At 37.5% G+C, this 21,636-nt stretch carries 21 protein-coding genes and 1 other annotated feature (1 of these 22 cut by a window edge); of the genes, 17 read left to right on the top strand and 4 right to left on the bottom strand.

Annotated features, from left to right (window positions below):
• Window positions 1-77: a binding site (T-box leader), on the top strand; it begins 144 nt to the left of the window's first position.
• 87 nt (window positions 78-164) lie between these two features.
• The 5 genes from thrS (at window position 165) to rplT (ending at window position 4,799) form a co-directional block, all read left to right on the top strand.
• Complete coding sequence (thrS, locus tag BW721_RS05325; protein ID WP_076766842.1) at window positions 165-2,099, top strand: threonine--tRNA ligase; 1,935 nt, start codon at window positions 165-167, stop codon at window positions 2,097-2,099.
• A gap of 67 nt (window positions 2,100-2,166) precedes the next feature.
• Entirely contained in the window at window positions 2,167-3,360 is a 1,194-nt protein-coding gene (locus BW721_RS05320; RefSeq protein ID WP_232222947.1) for an amidohydrolase, read from the top strand.
• Between the two features lie 282 nt (window positions 3,361-3,642).
• Entirely contained in the window at window positions 3,643-4,164 is a 522-nt protein-coding gene (gene infC, locus BW721_RS05315; RefSeq protein ID WP_076766840.1) for a translation initiation factor IF-3, read from the top strand.
• Window positions 4,165-4,185: 21 nt separating this feature from the next.
• The gene (rpmI, locus tag BW721_RS05310) at window positions 4,186-4,386 is read left to right on the top strand and encodes a 50S ribosomal protein L35 (protein ID WP_076766838.1); all 201 of its coding nucleotides are present in this window, start codon (window positions 4,186-4,188) and stop codon (window positions 4,384-4,386) included.
• A gap of 53 nt (window positions 4,387-4,439) precedes the next feature.
• Window positions 4,440-4,799: a 50S ribosomal protein L20 gene (gene rplT, locus BW721_RS05305; protein WP_076766836.1), complete on the top strand. Its 360-nt coding sequence runs from the start codon at window positions 4,440-4,442 to the stop codon at window positions 4,797-4,799.
• A gap of 178 nt (window positions 4,800-4,977) precedes the next feature.
• Here rplT and BW721_RS05300 read toward each other — a convergent pair whose 3' ends face one another.
• The gene (locus tag BW721_RS05300) at window positions 4,978-5,157 is read right to left on the bottom strand and encodes a hypothetical protein (RefSeq protein ID WP_076766834.1); all 180 of its coding nucleotides are present in this window, start codon (window positions 5,155-5,157) and stop codon (window positions 4,978-4,980) included.
• 72 nt (window positions 5,158-5,229) lie between these two features.
• Window positions 5,230-6,159 carry a hypothetical protein gene (locus BW721_RS05295; protein ID WP_076766832.1) on the bottom strand — a complete coding sequence of 310 codons (930 nt, stop codon included), beginning with the start codon at window positions 6,157-6,159 and terminating at the stop codon, window positions 5,230-5,232.
• Between the two features lie 341 nt (window positions 6,160-6,500).
• On the opposite strand from BW721_RS05295, the gene BW721_RS05290 reads away from it, so the two are divergent.
• The 4 genes from BW721_RS05290 to BW721_RS05275 all read left to right on the top strand — a co-directional run bounded on the left by BW721_RS05290 (window position 6,501) and on the right by BW721_RS05275 (window position 11,532).
• A complete protein-coding gene (locus BW721_RS05290) occupies window positions 6,501-7,967 on the top strand; it encodes an NAD-dependent succinate-semialdehyde dehydrogenase (protein WP_076766830.1) in 1,467 nt (488 codons plus the stop codon).
• A 170-nt stretch (window positions 7,968-8,137) separates the two neighbouring features.
• A complete protein-coding gene (hemG, locus tag BW721_RS05285; RefSeq protein ID WP_076766827.1) occupies window positions 8,138-9,565 on the top strand; it encodes a protoporphyrinogen oxidase in 1,428 nt (475 codons plus the stop codon).
• A 179-nt stretch (window positions 9,566-9,744) separates the two neighbouring features.
• Window positions 9,745-10,485: an MBL fold metallo-hydrolase gene (locus BW721_RS05280; RefSeq protein WP_076766825.1), complete on the top strand. Its 741-nt coding sequence runs from the start codon at window positions 9,745-9,747 to the stop codon at window positions 10,483-10,485.
• A gap of 33 nt (window positions 10,486-10,518) precedes the next feature.
• Window positions 10,519-11,532, top strand: coding sequence for a lipoate--protein ligase (locus tag BW721_RS05275; protein ID WP_076766823.1), 1,014 nt, complete (start codon window positions 10,519-10,521; stop codon window positions 11,530-11,532).
• Window positions 11,533-11,628: 96 nt separating this feature from the next.
• On the opposite strand, the gene trpS is transcribed toward BW721_RS05275, so the two are convergent.
• Complete coding sequence (gene trpS, locus BW721_RS05270; RefSeq protein ID WP_076766821.1) at window positions 11,629-12,618, bottom strand: tryptophan--tRNA ligase; 990 nt, start codon at window positions 12,616-12,618, stop codon at window positions 11,629-11,631.
• 337 nt (window positions 12,619-12,955) lie between these two features.
• Here trpS and spxA point away from each other — a divergent pair, with 337 nt between their 5' ends.
• A complete protein-coding gene (gene spxA, locus BW721_RS05265; protein WP_076766818.1) occupies window positions 12,956-13,357 on the top strand; it encodes a transcriptional regulator SpxA in 402 nt (133 codons plus the stop codon).
• Window positions 13,358-13,617: 260 nt separating this feature from the next.
• On the opposite strand, the gene BW721_RS05260 is transcribed toward spxA, so the two are convergent.
• Window positions 13,618-14,514: a LysR family transcriptional regulator gene (locus BW721_RS05260; protein ID WP_076766815.1), complete on the bottom strand. Its 897-nt coding sequence runs from the start codon at window positions 14,512-14,514 to the stop codon at window positions 13,618-13,620.
• 186 nt (window positions 14,515-14,700) lie between these two features.
• On the opposite strand from BW721_RS05260, the gene BW721_RS05255 reads away from it, so the two are divergent.
• From BW721_RS05255 to pepF, 7 genes are all read left to right on the top strand, one after another.
• A complete protein-coding gene (locus BW721_RS05255; RefSeq protein WP_076766813.1) occupies window positions 14,701-15,096 on the top strand; it encodes a CidA/LrgA family protein in 396 nt (131 codons plus the stop codon).
• A complete protein-coding gene (locus BW721_RS05250) occupies window positions 15,089-15,796 on the top strand; it encodes an LrgB family protein (protein WP_076766811.1) in 708 nt (235 codons plus the stop codon). The genes BW721_RS05255 and BW721_RS05250 overlap by 8 nt, the downstream gene beginning before the upstream one ends.
• 34 nt (window positions 15,797-15,830) lie before the next feature.
• Window positions 15,831-16,946, top strand: a complete 1,116-nt coding sequence (locus BW721_RS05245) for a lactate oxidase (RefSeq protein ID WP_076766809.1) — start codon at window positions 15,831-15,833, stop codon at window positions 16,944-16,946.
• Between the two features lie 220 nt (window positions 16,947-17,166).
• Complete coding sequence (locus BW721_RS05240) at window positions 17,167-17,808, top strand: adaptor protein MecA (protein ID WP_076766807.1); 642 nt, start codon at window positions 17,167-17,169, stop codon at window positions 17,806-17,808.
• Between the two features lie 209 nt (window positions 17,809-18,017).
• The gene (locus tag BW721_RS05235; protein ID WP_076766805.1) at window positions 18,018-18,437 is read left to right on the top strand and encodes an HIT family protein; all 420 of its coding nucleotides are present in this window, start codon (window positions 18,018-18,020) and stop codon (window positions 18,435-18,437) included.
• Between the two features lie 70 nt (window positions 18,438-18,507).
• Window positions 18,508-19,572, top strand: coding sequence for a competence protein CoiA (locus tag BW721_RS05230; protein WP_076766802.1), 1,065 nt, complete (start codon window positions 18,508-18,510; stop codon window positions 19,570-19,572).
• 75 nt (window positions 19,573-19,647) lie between these two features.
• Window positions 19,648-21,462, top strand: coding sequence for an oligoendopeptidase F (gene pepF / locus BW721_RS05225; protein ID WP_076766800.1), 1,815 nt, complete (start codon window positions 19,648-19,650; stop codon window positions 21,460-21,462).
• Window positions 21,463-21,636: the final 174 nt, after the last annotated feature.

Raw genomic sequence — 21,636 nt, 5'->3', positions numbered from 1 at the left:
GCGTCTAAAGAGTTATCAGCCTAATTGGCGGTAACTGAATTTGGGTGGAACCACGTTAAAATTGAAGCGTCCCATTTCTAGGTGTCAATGCACTTAGAAATGGGGCTTTTTTGTTTTTTGGTCCCAAATTAAACACTCATTCAATAAAAAATGGAGGAATTATGATGGCAGAAATTAAAATTACTTTTCCAGATGGCAATATAAAGTCATTTGAACAAGGTGTGACTGTTGAAGAAGTCGCAAAAAGTATAAGTAATAGCTTAGCTAAAAAAGCTTTGGCTGGTAAATTAAATGGTGAATTGATTGATTACACACGTGCAATTGAAGAAGATGGGACACTTGAAATTGTAACAGCTGATCATGAAGATGCGCTCTTTATTTTGCGCCACTCGACAGCTCACTTGATGGCTCATGCCTTAACACGTTTGTTCCCAGGTATTCATTTTGGAGTAGGGCCAGCGATTGAGTCAGGTTTCTATTATGATACTGATATGGCTGAACAATTAACTGAAGAGCAATTACCATTAGTTGAAGAAGAAATGAAGAAAATTATCCGCGAAAATTACCCAATCGTTCGCAGAGAAGTGAGTCGTCAAGAAGCGCTTGAACTGTTTAAAGCAGACCCATATAAAGTTGAATTAATTACAGCTTTACCTGAAGACGAAGTCATTACTGTCTATACTCAAGAAGACTTTACTGACCTGTGTCGTGGTGTTCATGTTCCGTCGACAGGGAAAATCCAAATTTTTAAATTACTATCATTAGCTGGTGCATATTGGCGTGGAAACTCAGACAACAAAATGATGCAACGTGTATACGGAACAGCATTCTTTGATAAAAAAGCGTTAGCTGAGTTCTTGAAAATGCGTGAAGAAGCTAAAGCACGTGACCACCGTAAATTAGGTAAAGAACTCGACTTGTTTATGGTTTCGCCAGAAGTTGGCTCAGGATTGCCATTCTGGTTACCAAAAGGGGCAACCATTCGTCGTACATTAGAACGTTATATTGTCGACAAAGAAGTGAGCTTAGGGTACCAACACGTTTACACACCAATTATGGCGAATGTTGATTTATATAAAACATCTGGCCACTGGGATCACTACCATGAAGATATGTTCCCACCAATGGATATGGGTGACGGTGAAATGTTAGTGCTACGCCCAATGAACTGCCCACATCATATGATGGTTTATAAAAATGATGTTCACAGCTACCGCGAATTGCCCATTCGAATTGCTGAACTAGGTATGATGCACCGCTATGAAAAATCAGGCGCATTGTCTGGTTTACAACGTGTGAGAGAAATGACATTAAATGATGCTCACGCTTTTGTTCGTCCGGATCAAATCAAGGAAGAATTTAAACGTACACTTGAATTAACATTAGAAGTTTACAAAGACTTCAGTATTACAGACTATCGCTTCCGCTTGAGCTACCGTGATCCTGAAGACAAAGAGAAATACTTTGACGATGATGATATGTGGAACAAAGCAGAGAGCATGTTAAAAGAAGCAATGGATGAAATGGGACTAGAGTATTTTGAAGCAGTAGGCGAAGCAGCCTTCTACGGTCCTAAATTAGATGTTCAATTCAAGACTGCTATCGGCCTTGAAGAAACAATGTCGACAATTCAATTAGACTTCCTATTACCAGAACGCTTCGATTTAACCTATGTCGGTGAAGATGGTGAAAATAACCACCGTCCAGTTGTTATCCACCGTGGTGTTATTTCAACAATGGAACGTTTTGTAGCTTACTTGATTGAAGAGTATAAGGGGGCTTTCCCAACTTGGTTGGCTCCTGTTCAAGCAACAATCATTCCGGTTAATTTAGATCTTCATGCTGATAAAGCTTATGAATTGAAGGCTGAAATGGCGCGTCTAGGTATGCGAGTAGACGTTGATGATCGCAACGAAAAAATGGGCTATAAGATTCGTGCATCACAAACGCAAAAAATTCCATATCAAATCGTCATTGGTGATAAAGAAGTGGAAGAAAATACAGTGACTGTTCGTCGTTATGGTTCAAAAGACATGAATACTCTGTCAAAAGCTAAATATTTAGAATCTGTTGTGGACGAAATTAGAAATTTCAAATAAAATAGACGCTAATAAGAAAAACCCCTCACTTTTTTAAGGGGTTTTTCTTAATAGAGAGGTGAATAAGGTGTTACGAGATAAATTAATGACACGCTTGACTGAGCGAGAAGAAGAAATAATTGCATTGCGTCGTCATTTCCATGAGAATGCGGAGATTTCTCACCACGAATTTCAAACAGCAGATACGATTGCTGCTTTTTATGAAGGTAAAGATGTCCATATTCAACGTAATGTGGGAAATGGTGTTGGAATCGTTGTAACGATTGAAGGAAAGTCTCCAGGCAAAAAAATTGGTTTACGTGCCGATTTTGATGCTCTTCCAATAGAAGAAGAAACAGGTTTGGCTTTTTCATCTAAAAATCCGGGTGCGATGCATGCTTGTGGCCATGATGGGCATACGGCTTATTTAATGATTTTGGCAGATAGCTTGATTGAATTAAAGGATGAATGGTCAGGAACGATTAAGATTGTCCACCAACATGCTGAAGAAGTTCCACCATCCGGCGGTAAGAGTATCGCTGAGTCAGGTGTCTTAGATGACTTAGATGAAATTTATGGTATCCATTTCTTCCCCAATTTTGACGTTGGTGAAATCAATTATACAAGCGGCTGGGCATTTGCTGGCTGTAGCGATTTATCAATTAAGATTAAAGGTAAGGGCGGTCATGGTTCAATGCCGCACTTAAGTAATGATGCCATTGTTGCTGCGTCATCATTAGTGATGAATTTACAAACGGTTGTTTCTCGCCGTGTGAATCCTTACGATATGGCCGTTGTCACAATTGGTTCGTTTGAAGGAGTAGGCGCAAGTAACGTCATCAAAGATAGTCTGATTCTTCGTGGCGATGCGCGCTATATGGACGTTGAAGTTGGTAAGCAAATCGAGAAAGAAATTAGACAGTTACTTCGTGGTTTGGAAGAAAGTTTCGGCGTTGAAACAGAATTTGAATATTTGTGGGACTATCCACCTGTTTACAACCATCCTGAGCAAACAGAAAAAGTTGTTGCAGCTTTAGAAAAATATGGTGTAGGCGACTACATGGATAAGGTTGTAGCGGGACCTGCTTCAAATGGAGCAGAGGACTTTGGTCAATACTTATTAAAAATACCGGGATCATTTGTTAATGTGGGTTGTAAACCAGACACAGAAGACTACTACATGAACCACCATCCAAAATTTGATTTAAATGAAAAAGCTCTCTTAGTTGCTGCAAAAGCAGTAGGTGATATTGCCTTAAGTGTTTTAGGGGAACAAGATTAAATCATAATAAATAACTCTTGCAGAAAGACTGTAAGAGTAGTAAAATCGTCTAAGGATGAAAAAATTGTAAAAACATTTGACATCTTCGGAAGTCCATTATATAATATACAAGTTGAGAAATGTAAGCAGAAGCACCCGCTTCTCGCCTAAGTTGATAATTGTGTCCTTGGGCTTGATATGTACAAGTTTGTTACAGTATGGAATACTGTAACTGAGTTGGCGGGTACTTTATGTGCCCGTCAATTTTTTTCTGCCCTTTTCTCTCAAAAATTATGGAGGTGTATGACCATAGCTAAAGATATGATGGTAAATGACGGCATCCGTGCTCGTGAACTGCGAGTTATCGGTAGTAATGGTGAACAAGTCGGAGTTGTAACGAAAGCAGAAGCTTTAAAACTAGCTGAAGCAACGAATCAAGATCTTGTATTAGTTTCGCCAAATGCAAACCCGCCAGTAGCCCGTATTATGGATTACGGAAAATTCCGTTTCGAACAACAAAAACGTGAACGTGAAGCTCGTAAAAACCAAAAAGTGGTCAACATCAAAGAAGTGCGACTAAGTCCTTCCATCGATGAGAATGATTTCCAAACGAAGATGCGTAATGCGCGTAAGTTCTTGGAAAAAGGCGATAAAGTAAAAGCATCTATTCGCTTTAGAGGACGTGCGATTACTCATAAAGAAATCGGACAAAAAGTCCTAGATCGTCTATCATCTGAACTTTCAGATGTTTCTACAATCGAATCCCATCCACGTATGGACGGCAGAAGCATGTTCTTGATGCTGGCTCCAAAAACAGAGAAGTAACTTATTTAGGAGGAAAGACTAATGCCAAAACAAAAAACACACCGTGCCTCAGCGAAACGCTTTAAGAGAACTGGTAATGGTGGATTGAAACGCTACAGTGCTTTTACTAGCCACCGTTTCCACGGAAAAACTAAGAAACAAAGACGTCAATTACGTCGCCCATCTATGGTATCTGCATCTGATATGAAACGTATCAGCCAACAGTTATCACAAATGAAATAAGTATACACTAACGAATACAGAAGAGACGAAAGTTCTCATAAGGAGGAATTACCATGCCACGTGTAAAAGGTGGAACAGTAACACGCCAACGTCGTAAAAAAGTATTGAAATTGGCTAAAGGTTATTATGGTTCAAAACATACATTATTTAAAACAGCTAAACAACAAGTGATGAAATCTCATATGTACGCATATAGAGACCGTCGTCAGAAAAAACGTAACTTCCGTAAACTATGGATTGCTCGTATTAACGCAGCAGCTCGTATGAACGGCCTAAGCTACAGCAAACTAATCCACGGTATGAAAGTTTCTGGAAATGAAATGAACCGTAAAATGTTGGCTGACTTAGCAGTTAACGATGCAGCAGCTTTCACTGCAATTGCAGAACAAGCTAAAGCAGCACTAGCTAAATAATTTAAACCAATTTGAGAGAGCAGGCGAATGCCTACTCTCTCTTTTTTTTGTCTTTTTGTCGATACAAAGTAGAAATGACGGCTGTAAGATTTTTGATAATCACATAAGTAGGTAAATCTATATGAGGATAGAAAAAAGCCCCAAAGGAGTACACCTTTGGGGCTGGTTTGATTTTGGATTAGATAGCGCCGACTTTCTTTCCTGTGCGGCGCTCAATCATAAGTAAGGCTTCACGTTTGACAGGTTTACGTGAGCGTGGCTTTGTAAACACCGATCCATACTTCTCGTCGATTTTTTTCTCTACGTAAAGCACTTGTTTCATGTGCGGTGATAATCCAGCAGGTCCTAATACCTTCATGCGTGTCCCTCCTTTTTGATTTTGTAACAGTATTTGATATTTATTATATATCTGTTACACATCTATTATACATTATTCTGCAGCGTTTAACACACTTTTTAACATTTTTGTAAAAGATGTGAAGTCAATCTCGTTAGTATTGATAGGTTCTAAAAACCATGCAATCATCTCGTCCATCGTCATTTCAGACTTTTCTGAGATATCATAAAGAGGTTCCATAGCATCTTCATCTTCGTTATAGACGTAGACCATTAAATACGGATTGGTTGTCATTCCGATATATGTATCAGGTTTAATCATGAAGAGAATTAAGTCATCAAAATCAGAATAAATCCGACGTAATGTGGAATCAGAAAGACTAAGTTTACGACGCAGCTGTGCTAACTGACTTTTTGGAGAAAATGGGTTAACTATTTCTTCCAGATAAGCATCAAGTAAGTCCACCTCTTCGCCGTAAAGTGTTGACTGCAGGTAAGGAATATCAACCGAATTATTCATGAGCATATCAGCAATATGTTGCTTGTGAATCCCTATTTTGTAATGGATAGTTGCTCGAATTCGATCAGCAATAATGTCTTCCAAACCAATGACATTGATAGAAAGGCCATCGCTTGTCTGGATGCATATAATCCGGTCTTCATCTGCATTTTTTAACTTACTATCAGGAATTTCAACCAAAGATTCTAGTTTTGGATGGAATCTCATCACGTTGCCACCTAGCATATTGATACCAGCTTCTTCCATGCTGATGTAACCTAAGTCGGCTAAACAGTCCATGATAGCTTGATGGTCAGGGCCTACAAAATCAATATCATTAGTCATATACTTACCCTGTGTATACATCTCAACAGATAGACCACCCACAACAATTAGTGTGACATTAATTTTTTCTTTTACGTATGAGGTAATCACGCCGGCCGTACGAGTGTGCTTTTCGACCGTTGAAATCTCCTTATTCATTGCGATATCTTGAATAATAGAACGAGCCTCTTGTAGGTTCATTTTTTCACCTTCCTCCTGTTTAGTTTACCATTTTTATAAGCTGTAATTCGAACTTTTGTGATAAGTACATATTAAAACTCTTTTTTTGTCGATACAAAGTAGGAATGACGGCAGTATCTTACATCTAGCAACCCAAATGTGACTTATAGCTGAAAATTTGCGCTGTATCTCACATTTAGGTGAGGACATGCAAGATACAGCCATAAAAATGAACGTCTATCTCACATCACGAGTCAATATTCTTTGTTTTTTTCCTAATCTTTTAAAAGTATAAATGGTTTGAACGCTAGAAAGAGTATGTTAGGCTAAGAATGAATGATATCAGACTAGGAGGTAGTATGATGACTGAAAAGAAAATGAACTTACCGGATGTTCATACGGAACTCTACATCAACGGGAAGTGGGAAAATGGCGAGAAAGAACGGATTGCTGTCATTAATCCTGCAACAAGTGAGACAATCGCAGAAGTAGCCCAAGCTAGTAAAAAAGACACAGAACGAGCAGTGGTAGCTGCTAAAGCAGCATTTAAGACTTGGTCAGAAATGGAACTAAAAGACCGCGTTAGTATTTTGCATAAAGTGGGCGATCTATTAGAAGAACACGCTGACCGTTTGGCGCTTATTATGACTTTAGAGCAAGGCAAACCGCTAAAAGAAGCAAAAGGTGAGATTCAAACTAATATTGAAAGTATCCATTGGAATGCGGAGGAGGCGCGTCGTATTTATGGTGAAACAATACCTGCGCCCAATAACCATAAATTCGAAGTGAAAAAGCAAGCAGTTGGTGTTGTTGGTGCCATCACACCATGGAATTTTCCATCCAGTATGATTGTAAGGAAAATAGCACCTGCATTAGCAGCAGGTTGTACCGTCGTATTAAAACCTGCGAGCAGCACACCGCTATCAGCAATTGCTATTTTTGAATTATTCGAAGCAGCAGGCTTGCCAGCTGGAGTTGCAAACTTAGTGATGGGATCAGCTAGTGATATTGGTGACGTGTTAACAACAAGCAAAGACGTTCGAAAATTAACCTTTACGGGCTCCACCAAAGTCGGTCAGCTACTTTATGAACAATGTGGCCAAACACTTAAAAAATTATCATTAGAGCTTGGTGGTCATGCGCCTTATATCGTTTTTGCTGACAGTGACTTAGATGAAGCAGTTGATGCTCTTGTAAAAATGAAATTTAGAAACAATGGTCAAGCTTGTACAGCGCCTAATCGCATTTTTGTTGAAAAATCAGTTAAAGAAACCTTTGCTGAGCAACTAACCGAAAAGATAAAAGCTATTAAAGTCGGTTACGGCTGGGAAGAAGAGAGCGATGTTGGTCCCCTTATTAACGATGAAGCAAGAGGTACGATTGATCAACAATTGAAAGATGCTTTAGAAAAGGGTGCTAAGCTATTAATAGGTGGCAATCGTCTTACAGAGGGTAACTATCAAAATGGCTTTTTCTATCAACCAACTGTTATTGATGGTGTGACCCAAGATATGAACATATTCTATGAAGAAACTTTTGGACCAGTTATTCCTTTAATCGAATTTGAAAGGGAAGATGAGGTCATTGAAAAGGCCAATGATAGTGACTTTGGTTTAGCTTCTTATGTCTTTACAAATAGTTTAAGAAAGGCAGAAAACTTATCACTCACCCTTGAATACGGCTTAGTAGCTATTAACAACACAGGGGTATCGTTTGCAGAAGCTCCATTTGGCGGTGTGAAATTTTCCGGATTAGGACGAGAAAATGGTAGACAAGGCGTTGAGGAGTTTATCGAAACAAAATTTGTTCATACTTTATACTTAAATTAAATAAAAAGCCCTCTTTTAATAGACGATACGTTTATTAAAAGAGGTTTTTTTTACTATCTTTAACTTTTTGTTTAATTTGTAACAGTTTAGTCACACAAAAAAGTTTGTATTAGAGTATCATAAGGTAAAGCAAAACTTGTATAGGTAGTGATTATGGAAAAGGTGAGTAAATGGAGCGAGCGAAAAATAGAATAGCAATTATCGGAAGCGGTATTAGCGGTTTAGTTGCAGCTTATGAAGTGAATAAGTATATTCAAAAAGAACAGCTGCCTTTTGAATTTATCGTTTTAGAAGAGAGGCTAAGTCCGGGTGGCACGATTAAAACGGTTGAAACGGAAGATGGCTATGTTGACGTGGGGGCAAGTAGCTTTGACCTGAGGCACAGCGATGTTCGGCCTTTTATAGAAGAATTAGGTTTGTCTGATGAACTTCAATATAGTATTGGAGAAAAAATGGATCGATTCAGTGGTCATGAATTTATTCATACCGAAAAACCAACCTACCATGGGATTCCTATGCAATTAAAGGATATTATGCACGACAAAGAACTTTCGCTGAAGGATAAATTGACTGTTATTGTTAATAGTTCGTTTAATAATATGGGAAGGGGAGCCAATCTATGTATCTCAACAGCGAGTTTTTTAGACTATCGTTTCTGCAAAGAAGTTAGTGATCTGATTGCCTATCCCAATTATCCTGAAAATATTTATGGATCAATTGAAGTCAGCCCACCTGAATTCTTTGATACTAATCTTATCACCTTATTTGAGTATACAGACTCTAAAATGAAGCTTGATCCTGAAAAAATTGACTTCTATACAGACGGTTCGGGGAAAGAATATACCTTTAAAAAGGGCATGTCGACCTTAGTAAAACGTTTGTTAAGGGATGTTGAGGGATTTATTCAAACAGATAAAAAATTAGAAAAAATTACACAAATTGATAAAGGTAATCATTTACTCACTCTAAATAAACAAGAAGAGTTACGAGTGGGCTGTGTCATTTCCACCTTACCACTTTCAGAGAACTATGATTTGTTTTCAGAGCAAATTGATGATCAGTTGCTTATACCTAAACCAATTAGTTCCAGTATGGGAACTGTATTTTTTCAGTTTCCAAAAGGGGCTATTGGGACATATCCGGTAGGACATGGTTTTGTTATTCCTAAACGAAGTGAGTTTCAAATTGCCAAAGCTACTTTTCTCAACCGTAAATGGCCATCTTTTGAGAATGCTAAGTATGACAATATCGTTGTTGATATAGGTCGCCGTCAGGAGGATACCATTATCGAGTTACCAGACGAGGTAATATTGGAATTCATTGAGAAGGAATTACAAGAAATAATAAATTTAAAAGCAAGCTATCATTATGCACGCGTTTATCGCTGGCCAGATGTGATTCCTCATATGTCCGTAGATGATCGACAAAGATTAACAAAGAACAGAGAAACTTACAATCAACTGTTTGCTGATAAAGGATTATTTATTGGTGGAAATGGTCTGAGAGGATATGGCTTAAGAAATGCCATTGGTGAAGGCAAGCGGTTAGCAGCGCAAGCAATCGCCTACATGAAAGATAAAAATGGAACAGCTTTTTAACCTGTTTTTTAAAAAGAGATAGGTTAAAAAGTTTTTTTTATGTATAATAAAATAGAAAGCTACTTATATTTTTTAAATCTGTATTATCTTTTGGTGGTTACTGTTACATCTTGTTTCTTTCCTATCTTCTTGTCCTATCATGTTATAATACATAAAAAGATTTTAGAGGGGGCTAGAAGATGGAATTAACAATATTAGGCTTTATGGGTGGTTATCCGTCAAAGGGAATTGGTACGACCTCTTATTTACTAACGTCAGCTGATTTTAGACTGTTGATTGATGTGGGTAGCCAAGCAGTTATCGCTTTAGAAAGACATTTAGATCCCTTAGATTTGGATGCGTTGATTCTAACTCATTATCATCCCGATCATATTGCGGATTTGGGCGTTTTGCAACATACATTCTTGCTAAAAGAAAGGCAAGATGGTAAAGAAAAAACTATTTTACCAATCTATGGACACCAGGAATCAGAACTAGAAAAATTGCGAAATTTTCCTCATGTATCAGAAGCTATCAACTATCAAGCGGGCGAAACCTTGCAGTTGGGACCATTTGATATCCAATTTCTAAGGACTGTTCATCCCGTTGTTTGCTATGCCTTGTCAATCGTTGAGAGAGACAGTGGTAAAAAGTTTGTCTTTACAGCTGACTCTGGTTATTTAGCCGATTTAATTGAATTTTCTCAAAATGCTGACCTCTTGTTAGCCGATACAAATTTTTATGCAGGAAATGAAAATCATCCAGTCCATATGACTTCTAAGGAAGTAGGCGAGCTTGCAAAAGCTGCCGATGTTAAGTCATTAGTCTTGACTCACTTACCACCAGATGGCGATTGGCAACGTCTGTTAGACGAAGCTCAGTTAGCAGCCGGCCATATTAAAGTAACGTTAGCAAAAGAAGATTTAACGATTCAACTATAAAATCAAAGATGTGAAGAAGGGATGATATTTCCAATGTATTTCGTAGACAATCAAAATAATTTAGATCCAAGTGTGAATATTGCACTTGAAACGTTTTTGCTAAAAGAAAAGAAATTAGATGAGCCGATTCTACTTTTCTATATCAATGAACCGTCCATTATTATCGGACGTAATCAAAATACAATTGAAGAGATCAACCAAGGTTATGTCGAAGACCAAGGCATCCATGTTGTACGTCGAATGTCAGGTGGCGGAGCGGTTTACCATGATTTAGGAAACTTCTCATTCTGCTTTATTACAGAAGATGATGGACAATCTTTCCGAGACTTTGCTAAATTTACCGAGCCAGTAATTGGCTTCTTACATAGTGTTGGAGTGAAGGACGCTGCCTTAAAGGGGCGCAATGATCTGACCATTGGAGAGAAAAAGTTTTCTGGCAATGCTATGTATTCAACAAATGGTCGAATGACAGCTCATGGTACGATTCTGTTTGATTCCGATTTAGATGCTATAACGAGCGCATTAAAACCACGTAAAGAAAAAATCGAATCAAAAGGGATTAAATCAATTCGTAGTCGTGTCACAAATATCAAACCGTTTGTTGATGATAACTATAAAGAGCTAACAACCGAAGAATTCCGTGACCTTATGCTACTCTACATTTTTAATGTTGAAGATCGTCAGGATGTGAAAGAGTATCAGTTAACAGAAGAAGACTGGAAACGCGTTTATGAAATCCGAGACCAGTATTTTGGAAATTGGGATTGGAACTATGGAAAATCACCACGCTTTGATGTTGAAATTCGCAAACGTTACCCAATTGGCACGATTGATTTCAATTTTAACATTGAATCATCAACCATTAAACGTGTGAAAGTATATGGTGATTTCTTTGGTCTAGGAGAAATCGCTGATGTGGAAGAAGCGTTAGTAGGAACTTATTTTACAAAAGCAGCTGTAAAAGAAAAGCTTGAATCACTTGATTTGAAAAAGTACTTTGGTAACATTACAGCAGATGAGCTTGCTGAATCCTTATTTGAACAATAAAAATTAAAAAATAGCAATGAAATAATCACCATTCTGATTGTTTCATTGCTATTTTTTTATTCAGGGGCTGAATTCTTTCTTAGCTCCTTTTAATTTTTATGCAAGACCAATTGCGGTTTCCATGCGTTTAAGGGTTGCGTGGGCCACTTTATTGGCACGCTCTGCTCCTTCTTTTAATACATGGTCTAATTCTTCTGATACTAATAGTTCTTGATAACGATTTTGAATGGGCTCTAATATAGCGATAATGGCTTCTGCTAATTGAACTTTAAAGTCACCATAGCCACTGCCAGCAAATTCAGCCTCTAGTTCGTTAATCGATTTTCCGCTAAAGGCAGAGAAAATAGTCAGTAAGTTTGAAATACCAGGTTTATTTTCCTTGTCGTATTCAATGACGCCACTTGAATCAGTTTTAGCACTCTTAATTTTTTTCAAAATCACATTAGGTGGATCTAATAAGGAAATAAAGCCTTTTTGATTAGTATCCGATTTGCTCATTTTTGACGTTGGTTCTTGTAAGCTCATAATACGACTTCCTTCTTCAGCAATCATCGGTTCTGGCATTACTAAAAGCTCATCTTTTTTACTATAACGGTTGTTAAAGCGTTGCACGAAATTTCGTGTTAACTCTAAATGTTGTTTTTGGTCATCGCCAACGGGCACGAAATCTGTATCGTATAAAATAATATCAGCAGCCATTAGTGGCGGGTAAGTTAACAAACCAGCAGAAACTGATTCTTGCTTGCCAGATTTGTCTTTGTATTGGGTCATACGTTCTAATTCGCCAATCGACGTGTGACATTGGACAATCCATGCTGCCTGTGCATGAGCAGGGACATCAGATTGAACAAAAATAGTTGATTTATTTGGATTAATGCCAAGCGCTAAATATAAAGCAGCTAATTCTCTTGTTCGACTTCTTAGTTCACTCGGATCTTGAGGAACGGTAATCGCATGTTGGTTTACAATACAGTATGTACAGTCATATTCATCTTGTAATTCTACAAAATGTTTCATGGCGCCCACATAGTTTCCGATGGTTGGGATACCGCTTGGTTGTACTCCAGAAAATACCTTTTTCTTCACTATCAATCACTCTCCTTAATTCTTCTTATCTATTATAACGTATTTTAGTTAAGTGAGCAGTTATTTCTCTAAATGTTCTTTCAAATGCCTTAATTATAACCATTCTAATTAGATTTTTTTAAAAACGTTTCAAATTATTTATTGTCGTTGGTATAACAATGTTCTTAGGGTAATCAAAAAAAAAATAAAAGCAATTATGAACGATGTTTGACAAAAAAAAGAAAAAAGTTTACAAAATGAGTAGTAATATGATAATTCTTATTGTATAATAATAGTCATAAAGCATATTGGTTTGACTAGATGAGCAATCGCTTAATATGAAAGGGGAGATCCACTTATGGTTACTCTATATACTTCACCAAGCTGCACGTCATGTCGTAAAGCACGAGCATGGTTAGAGGAAAATAACATTCCTTACACTGAACGAAATATCTTTTCTGAACCCTTGTCAGAAATTGAGATCAAAGGTATCTTAAAAATGACAGAAGAGGGAACAGAAGAAATTATTTCTACACGTTCGAAAGCATTCCAAGAAATGAACGTGGATCTTGACGATTTACCGTTAAATACTTTGTTTACGTTAATTCAAGAGAATCCTGGTCTGTTGCGACGTCCAATTATTTTGGATGAAAAAAGATTACAAGTGGGCTATAACGAAGATGAGATTCGTCGTTTCTTACCTCGTGAGGTACGTGCAATTGAATTGAGAAAAGCCCAAGAGTTGGCAAACTTCTACTAAATAAAGCATAAAAACCATGTCCGTTAAGTCGGTCATGGTTTTGTTTTTAGACTAGGGGATTATAAGTTCAGCCATCAATGTCTAGCTCCCAAGTCCTGGCCTAGTGAAAAAAAGATAAATTTGCCCCATTGCGCGCTTCGCTGCTCGCTAACGCATATCATTCGACTAACCCGCTGAAGCGTGAAGTCTCCTGACAATTCAGGGTCAAATTTCCTATTTTTTCATAGGCCAAGGCGGACTTGTCCGCTTTTCTTATTTTATTAAGGGTGAATCATAAAGTCTTCTTGAATCACAGCCATTAGTGCATCGTTGAATTGCTGTTGAATTAGGGAGTGTTTAGCCTCAATATTAATAACGAGACTCACATAAAATTTAGGCGCATCTTTCAATGTTACTTTCACTAAACCTTTACGGTCATCTAGTAGGATCTCAGACATAAACGCAATCATGTGAGTTGATGCAGCGATTGATTGTACGGTTTTAATTTCTTTTGCATAAACGATATTAGGTTCTTTTATGTGGTTGGCTTGCGTCCATTTTTCAAAAATACGTTGATGAGTGTAACCTTCTGAAAGGGAAATAAAGACTTGGTCGTTAATATCTGTTGCAGAAACAATCTCTCGATTAGCCAAAGGATGGTTGGATGATACCCACAAGCTCATCTCTTCCTCGCGCAAGAGTAATTGCTTGATTTTTTTTTGCACAATAAACGGTGTCTGGTGTCCAAGAATGGCAATGGGGACCTTTTCTTGTAGAATTAATTTCAACATGACGTCTGAGCTTTCTTCCTCAACAAATTTTAAAGAGGGAGTAAACCGACTTATTTTTGGTAAAATTTGTGGCAAAAAGTGGCCGCCAATCGTAGGTAAAAAACCAAAATAGACAGCTTCCATTTTGATATCTTTGATTTGTTTTTTTGTTTGCTCAACAATTTCAAGAATCGTTTCAGCGTTTTTATATAATAGTTGACCGCTAGCTGTTAATTCCATCCGCTTCAAAGTTTTTCTTCTGTCAATTAAAATAGTGTCTAATTCAGTTTCTAAACGTTTTAATGCCATTGATATGGACGGCTGTGAAATATAAAAATAATCAGCGGTTGCTGTAAAACTGAGACTTTCGGATAGGTGATGAAAATAGATTAAGTCTTGTAAATTCAAAGTAATCTTCCTTTTGTGATTTTATTAACATAAGCATTATATATAAGAGTGCGGTAAGATATAAGTTTTATTTATCATATCATAAAGAAGTGATATGAGACAATTTATAAGCACCATGCTAAGATAAATGTGTGAAGAAAAACGTTTACAAAATAAAGTTGTCATACAAGATATGGAGAGATTGTTGTGAAAATTATTAAGCAATTATTTTGGATTTTTCTCTTTTCACTGATAGGTGAACTTGTTTCTAAAACCATTGCAAGTGTTGTTGCGATTCCAGGCAGTGTGATAGGGATGGTATTACTATTTATAGCCCTTCATTTTAAGTGGCTAAAAATGGAGAAAGTAGACGAGGTAGGGACTTGGTTAACGGATAACATGGCGATTTTCTTTGTTCCAGCTGGTGTAGGATTAATGACTAACTTCGATGTTTTAGCTGACGTATGGTATCAGTTATTGATCACTATGGTGGTGACTACTGCAATTATGATGTGGTTCGTTGGTAGTCTCGTTCAAAAGATTAAAGCTGTCACAGATAAAAAAAATCAGCAGCTTCAAGAAGGGAGTGACGCTAATGTTTGATGCTTTGTTAGCGAGTCCTTATCTATGGGTGAGTTTGACGGCCGGTTTTTACTTAATTGCAGCTCAGCTACATAAAAAGTGGCCGATACCCTTGTTTAATCCCTTGCTGTTTTCAATTGTCGTCATTATTGCCTTATTGTTGATTACGAATATTTCTTATGAAACCTATCATTCAGGTGGTTCTCTCATTTCAATCTTTGTAACACCAGCAACTGTTGCTCTAGCAATTAAGTTGGAAAAGAACTTTATTTACTTAAAGAAAAACTATGTTGCTATTTTAAGTGGAATTGTATCTGGTATCGTTATTCATACGCTAATGATTATCGGATTCGGCTTACTGTTTAAGTTTGATGTTGAAATGATATCTACTTTATTTCCAAAGTCAATTACGACAGCCATCGCTGTAGGGGTATCTGAATCGATAGGTGGTATCGTTTCCCTAACTGTAGCAGTCGTTGTCTTCACGGGAATCGTTGGGGCAGTTATTGGACCAGCCTTGTTTCGCTTAACAAAGGTAACAGATTCTGTTGCACAAGGTGTAGCCTTTGGATCATCAGCACATGCTATGGGAACGGCTAAAGCCATTGAAATTGGAGAAGTTCAAGGTGCTATGTCGGGCTTGTCAATCGTAGTAACGGGGATTGTGGTTGTTGTTTTAGCACCATTTGCCCAACCCCTCATTCAACTTATTTTTGGATAACATATAATAACGTTTAAAAATGGAGGAATTAATTATGACAATCGAACAAACAATTAAATATGAAGCGCCAACTGTTGTGCAAGATATTGAAGTCGTTAATACATATGAATTGGAAGATCGCGCACGTGAGGTTGTTCCTGCAGGAGGATTTGGCTATATCTCTGGTGGATCAGGTGATGAATATACATTAAGACAAAATACAAACGCTTGGAATAACAAGGGGATTGTGCCGCGTGTATTAGCAGATGTTGAAAATCCAGATCCATCAACATCAATTTTAGGACATGATATTAAAGTACCATTCATTATGGCCCCAATCGCTGCTCATGGTTTAGCCCATGAAACAAAAGAAGCAGGAACTGCAAAAGGTGTATCAGAATTTGGAACAATTATGTCGATTAGTGCTTATTCAGGTGCTAAGTTTGAAGAAATTGAAGAAGGATTAAATGGGGGTCCACGTTGGTTCCAAATCTATATGAGTAAAGATGACGAGTTTAACAAAAATATTATTGATGAAGCAAAAGCAGATGGTGCAACTGCCATTATCTTAACAGCTGATGCAACATTAAGTGGTAACCGTGAGACAGATATCCGTAACAAATTTGTTTACCCATTCGGTATGCCAATCGTTTCTCGTTACTTAACAGGATCGGGTAAAAATATGTCATTAAATAACATCTATTCACAGTCGAAGCAAAAAATTAATCGTGATGATGTGAAGTTCTTGAAAGAATACTCTGGATTACCTGTCTTTGTTAAAGGGATTCAATCACCAGATGATGCCTTGATGGCAATCGGCGCTGGGGCTGATGGAATTTGGGTTTCTAACCATGGTGGTCGTCAATTAGATGGTGCACCAGGTTCATTTGAAACATTAGAAGGTATTTCTAAAGCAGTTGCGGGTCGGGTGCCAATCGTCTTTGATAGTGGTATCCGTCGTGGCGAACATATTTTTAAAGCACTAGCAAGTGGTGCTGATATTGTTGCCATTGGTCGTCCGGTTCTTTACGGACTAGCTCTAGGTGGTTGGAAAGGTGTTCGCTCTGTTCTTGAATACTTTGAAAAAGATTTCAAACGTGTGATGCAATTAGCTGGAACACAAACCATTGAAGACGTTAAAAATACAACTTTATTTGATAATAAAAACTAATCCAATAGTCGAAAAAGGGGACCTACACCTAGGTTCCCTTTTTGATGCTTAGTTAGAGCAGACATCATCAAGACTTTCTTAAAGTAAGCAGCTTCATTGCAAAAGCTCAGCGCTTATTGTATAATTTTAATTTGTACAGCTAGATATAAAAAGAGATGAATTCATTCTCTTTCACTAGCTATTAGTGTACAATAAGAACAAGGAAAAGAGGTGTGGCATTATGGAAATGGAAAATGTTAATGAGAATACCATTCGTGTTTTGATTGAAAATGAAGATTTAGAAGAACGTGGCATTACTTTTTTAGATCTCTTAGGTAATCAAAAACAAATTGAAAGTTTCTTTTATAGTATTTTGGAAGAAGTCGATGTCGAAAATCAATTTCAAGAAACAGATGCCATTACATTCCAGGTGCTGCCTAAAGGAAATGGACTTGAACTGTATATTAGTAAGGGTGAACACAATGATTTTAACTCGTTTGAAGGTTTTGACCCGACAGAACAAGTCATTGACTACATAAAAAAACACACAGAAGCAACTGATAAAGACGACAAACCAACTGAAGAAGAACAACCCAGTCACTTAGAAATAACAACTGAATTTTACAATTTTGAAAACTTTTTAGAAGTATCAAAACGTCTTGTACTAGAGAGTGGTACATCACAACTTCATTTCTTTGAAGGCTATTATTTCTTAACAGTAGACTTCCATTTAGATGAGATGATTGAAACGGATTTAGAAGCACAATTAATGATCTTAGCTGAATTCGGTGACGAATCACCACTAACGAAAGAAGTCCTCTCAGAATACGGGCAAGTCGTTATGAGTGACGATGCATTAAATACAGCAAGACATTATTTCTAAAAGAGCAGCTCAGCTGCTCTTTTTTTATAGACTAGGGGATTATAAGTTCAGCCATCACTGTCTAGCTCCCAAGTCGGACTTGTCCGCTTTTCTTATTGACGAAAAGCTCTCACAGTCTAATTTAAAAAGAATAGCCTTTTTTCAGTTAACTCGATTAAACGCTTACTATGTTATCATGCAATAAAAATGGATCGTTGGAGGCTAGAAAAATGGTTGATCAAAATTGTGCATATTGTGTAGAAGGCGAATTACTAGCAGCATTTGGGTATCTGTGCGCTGAACTGGACCACAGCAAGGTTTATATGTTTAAAAAACAAAGTCATAAAGGACGTGTCATTGTCGCTTCGAACCAACACGTTAGTGAATTGACAGAACTAAGTGATGAAGATAGAAATGGCTTCTTTAGCGATGTTGCTAAGGTTGCTAACGTTCAACACCAAGCCTTCCATCCAGATAAAGTAAACTACGGTGCCTATGGTGACACAGGTCATCACTTACACTTCCATCTTGTACCAAAATACAAAGATGAATTTGAATGGCATGCACCATTTGCTATGAACCCAGGTCAAGTGACCTTAACAGATGATGATTACGAAGCATTAGCTGAAACACTTCGCCGTTACTTATAATCCAAAAACGACATTCCTAAAAAACGGGAATGTCGTTTTTTTGCGGATATATAAGTAGGAGGGTGAGTCTATGATATATGCAGAAACCGCAAACGGCTTAAAAATAAAAGCAGGAGACGCCAGCAATCAGCAATCGTTCAGATGTCCAGGCTGTAAATCGCCTGTCTTTCTGAAACAAGGGCAACTAAAAATAGCCCATTTTTCCCATTACCAACAGTCTGACTGCCGACAATTTTCAGAAGGAGAAACCGCCACTCATTTATTGGGTAAAGAAGTGATTTATGAATGGCTCGTTAATCAAGGGTTAAATGTCGAACTAGAAGCATGGTTGCCCAAATTAAAGCAACGTCCGGATTTACTCGTCACCACAGTAGAAGGCAATCAGATTGCGATAGAATACCAATGCAGTCCCATTTCCTATGGGGATTTATTGAAACGGACAAGTGGCTATGAACAAAATGGTTATCAAGTCATTTGGATATGTGGACCAAATTATCAATTGAAGAAACGATTGAAGAATAGTCATTATTTATTTTTACGTCATCATAAAAGGAGATTTCATTTCCTTTATTTTGACTGTCACTCCGGTGATCTCTACGTTTATGACTATATACATTACAATCGTTATAATCATCTCGTAGCGGTTTGTTATCGTTATTCCCTCAATAGCTTGTCATGGCAAGTCTTTAAAAACCTTTATCAAACAGGGAGTAAGAGAGCTTGCTCAAAACAACAAGATAAAAAACGGTATTACTTATCCAATAAAAAACGGATGGCTTTATTAAGACAGCAAGGAGACGAAAATAAAGCATTTTTAGAGCAGTTGTATTGTAATCGTCATCCATTAGCCGAATTACCAAACTGTCTCTTTTATCTCCCTACTAAAACACTTTGCTTGCAAGAATCTGCCTACATTTGGAAGTATCACGTCTTGTGTGAGTTTGAAAAAAAGGGCAGCATCACATTGTCAGATTGGACTATTATTCTAGAAACATTAACAGTTTTCCAAATGCCTTTTATTTCAAAAGAAGTGTTGGAACAGCCATTTCAGACCTTTATGGCTGATTTAGTGGCTTTAGGTTATTGTGCTGGGGTGGCTGAAAATGTGTGGCAGCAGAAAAAGCGCTTTTTTTAATCATTTATTTTTAATATTTTACTTAGACTATGATAAGATTATAGGAGTGAACCATTATTTTGAGGAGGAACGTGGATGTCAGAAGTTAAACAATTATCAAAACGTCATGAATTAGCTGAAGAAACAACATGGGATTTAAGTGCCATTTTTGAATCTGACGCGGTTTTTGAAAAAGAATTAGAAGAAATAACAGAGCTTGCTAAGGAAGTGAAGGCTCTTCAAGGAACGGTTGGGGAAAGTAGCCAAGCTTTATTAACGGCTATTGAAGCGATCTTAACGGTTAACCAAAAACTTGAGCGTGCTTACGTTTACTCTCATTTAAAAAATGACCAAGATACAGCTAATAGTACTTACCAAACCTTGCATGACAAAGCAGTTGCAGTGTTGACGCAAGTGAATGAAGCAAGTTCATGGTTTAATCCAGAAGTATTGGCTATTCCAGAAGAGACATTGAACACTTATGAGGTAGAAAATGAAGGGTTGAATGCTTATCGTCATATGCTGGAAGAATTAACCTCTCAACGTGATCATGTGCTGTCTGCAAGAGAAGAAGAATTACTAGCTGGAGCCGCTGAAATTTTCTCAGGTGCTAGCCGTACATTCTCTATTTTAAATAATGCTGATATTGAGTTTCCAACTGTTAAAGACGAAGAGGGCAATGATGTGAAATTGTCTCATGGTCTATACGGTAAGTTAATTGAAAGTTCAAACCGTGAAGTCCGTGAACAAGCCTATAAAGCCTTATATAAAACATACGATGGCTTGAAAAATACGTTTGCAACAACTTTAGGAACTCACGTTAAAGCGCACAACTATCAAGCTAAGGTTCGTCATTTCCCGTCTGCTCGTGCAGCAGCATTGGCAAACAATAACATTCCCGAAAGTGTTTACGATACACTATTAGATGTTGTGAATAAAAATCTGCCGTTGTTGCATCGTTATGTGGCATTGCGTAAGAAATTATTGAATGTGGATGAGTTATATATGTATGACATGTATACGCCACTAACAGGGGAAGCGCCAATCAAGTACAATATTGAAGAAGCGAAAGAAAAAACTTTGGACTCGTTACAACCACTAGGTGATGATTACCAACGTATTTTGAATGAAGCCTTTGATAACCGTTGGATTGACTGGTATGAAAATGAAGGAAAACGCTCAGGTGCGTATTCTTCTGGTGCCTACGATACAAATCCATACATTTTGATGAACTGGCAAGATTCATTAAATCAATTGTATACATTGGTTCATGAGCTTGGTCATAGCGTTCACAGCTACTATACACGTCATAACCAACCGTATGCTTATGGGGATTATTCTATTTTCCTAGCTGAGATTGCATCAACAACTAACGAAAATATTTTAACGGACTATTTGTTAAAAACACAAACAGATCCAAAAGTACGTATTTATGTATTGAACCATTACTTAGATGGCTTCAAAGGAACTGTTTTTCGTCAAACACAGTTTGCTGAGTTTGAGAATTATATTCACCAACAAGCACAAGCAGGCGTACCGTTGACACAAGATTTATTAACAGACTATTACGGTAACTTAAATGCACGTTACTATGGTCCAGCAGTAGAACGTGATGACCAAATTGCTCTAGAGTGGTCACGTATCCCTCACTTCTACTACAACCACTATGTGTACCAATACTCAACAGGATTCTCTGCAGCAACAGCATTAGCTAAGAAAATCATTGATGGAGAAGAGGGTGCGCTAGACAAGTATATTACTTACTTGAAATCTGGTAGCAGCGATTACCCAATCGAAGTGATGAAAAAAGCTGGCGTGGATATGACGAAATCGGCTTATATTGAAGATGCTATGAAAGTCTTTGAAGAGCGTCTAAACGAGCTAGAAGCGTTAATTGAAGCGGAACTGTAATAAAAAAAGAAACGCAGGGAGCTGGGGATTTTCCCCAGCTCTTTTTTGTCGAGATGTAAGATACAGTCTAAAAATATCAGCTGTATCTTACATTCAAGGTCCTAAATGTAAGATACAGACTGTTTTAAGTGGCCTGTATCTTACATTTCAAGGTAAAAGTGTGCGATACAGCTC

The sequence above is a fragment of the Jeotgalibaca sp. PTS2502 genome, assembly GCF_001975685.1.
Lineage (GTDB): Bacteria > Bacillota > Bacilli > Lactobacillales > Aerococcaceae > Jeotgalibaca > Jeotgalibaca arthritidis.
The sequence above is the reverse complement of the archived record's forward strand: the minus strand, read 5'-3'. Positions and strand labels throughout refer to the sequence as shown.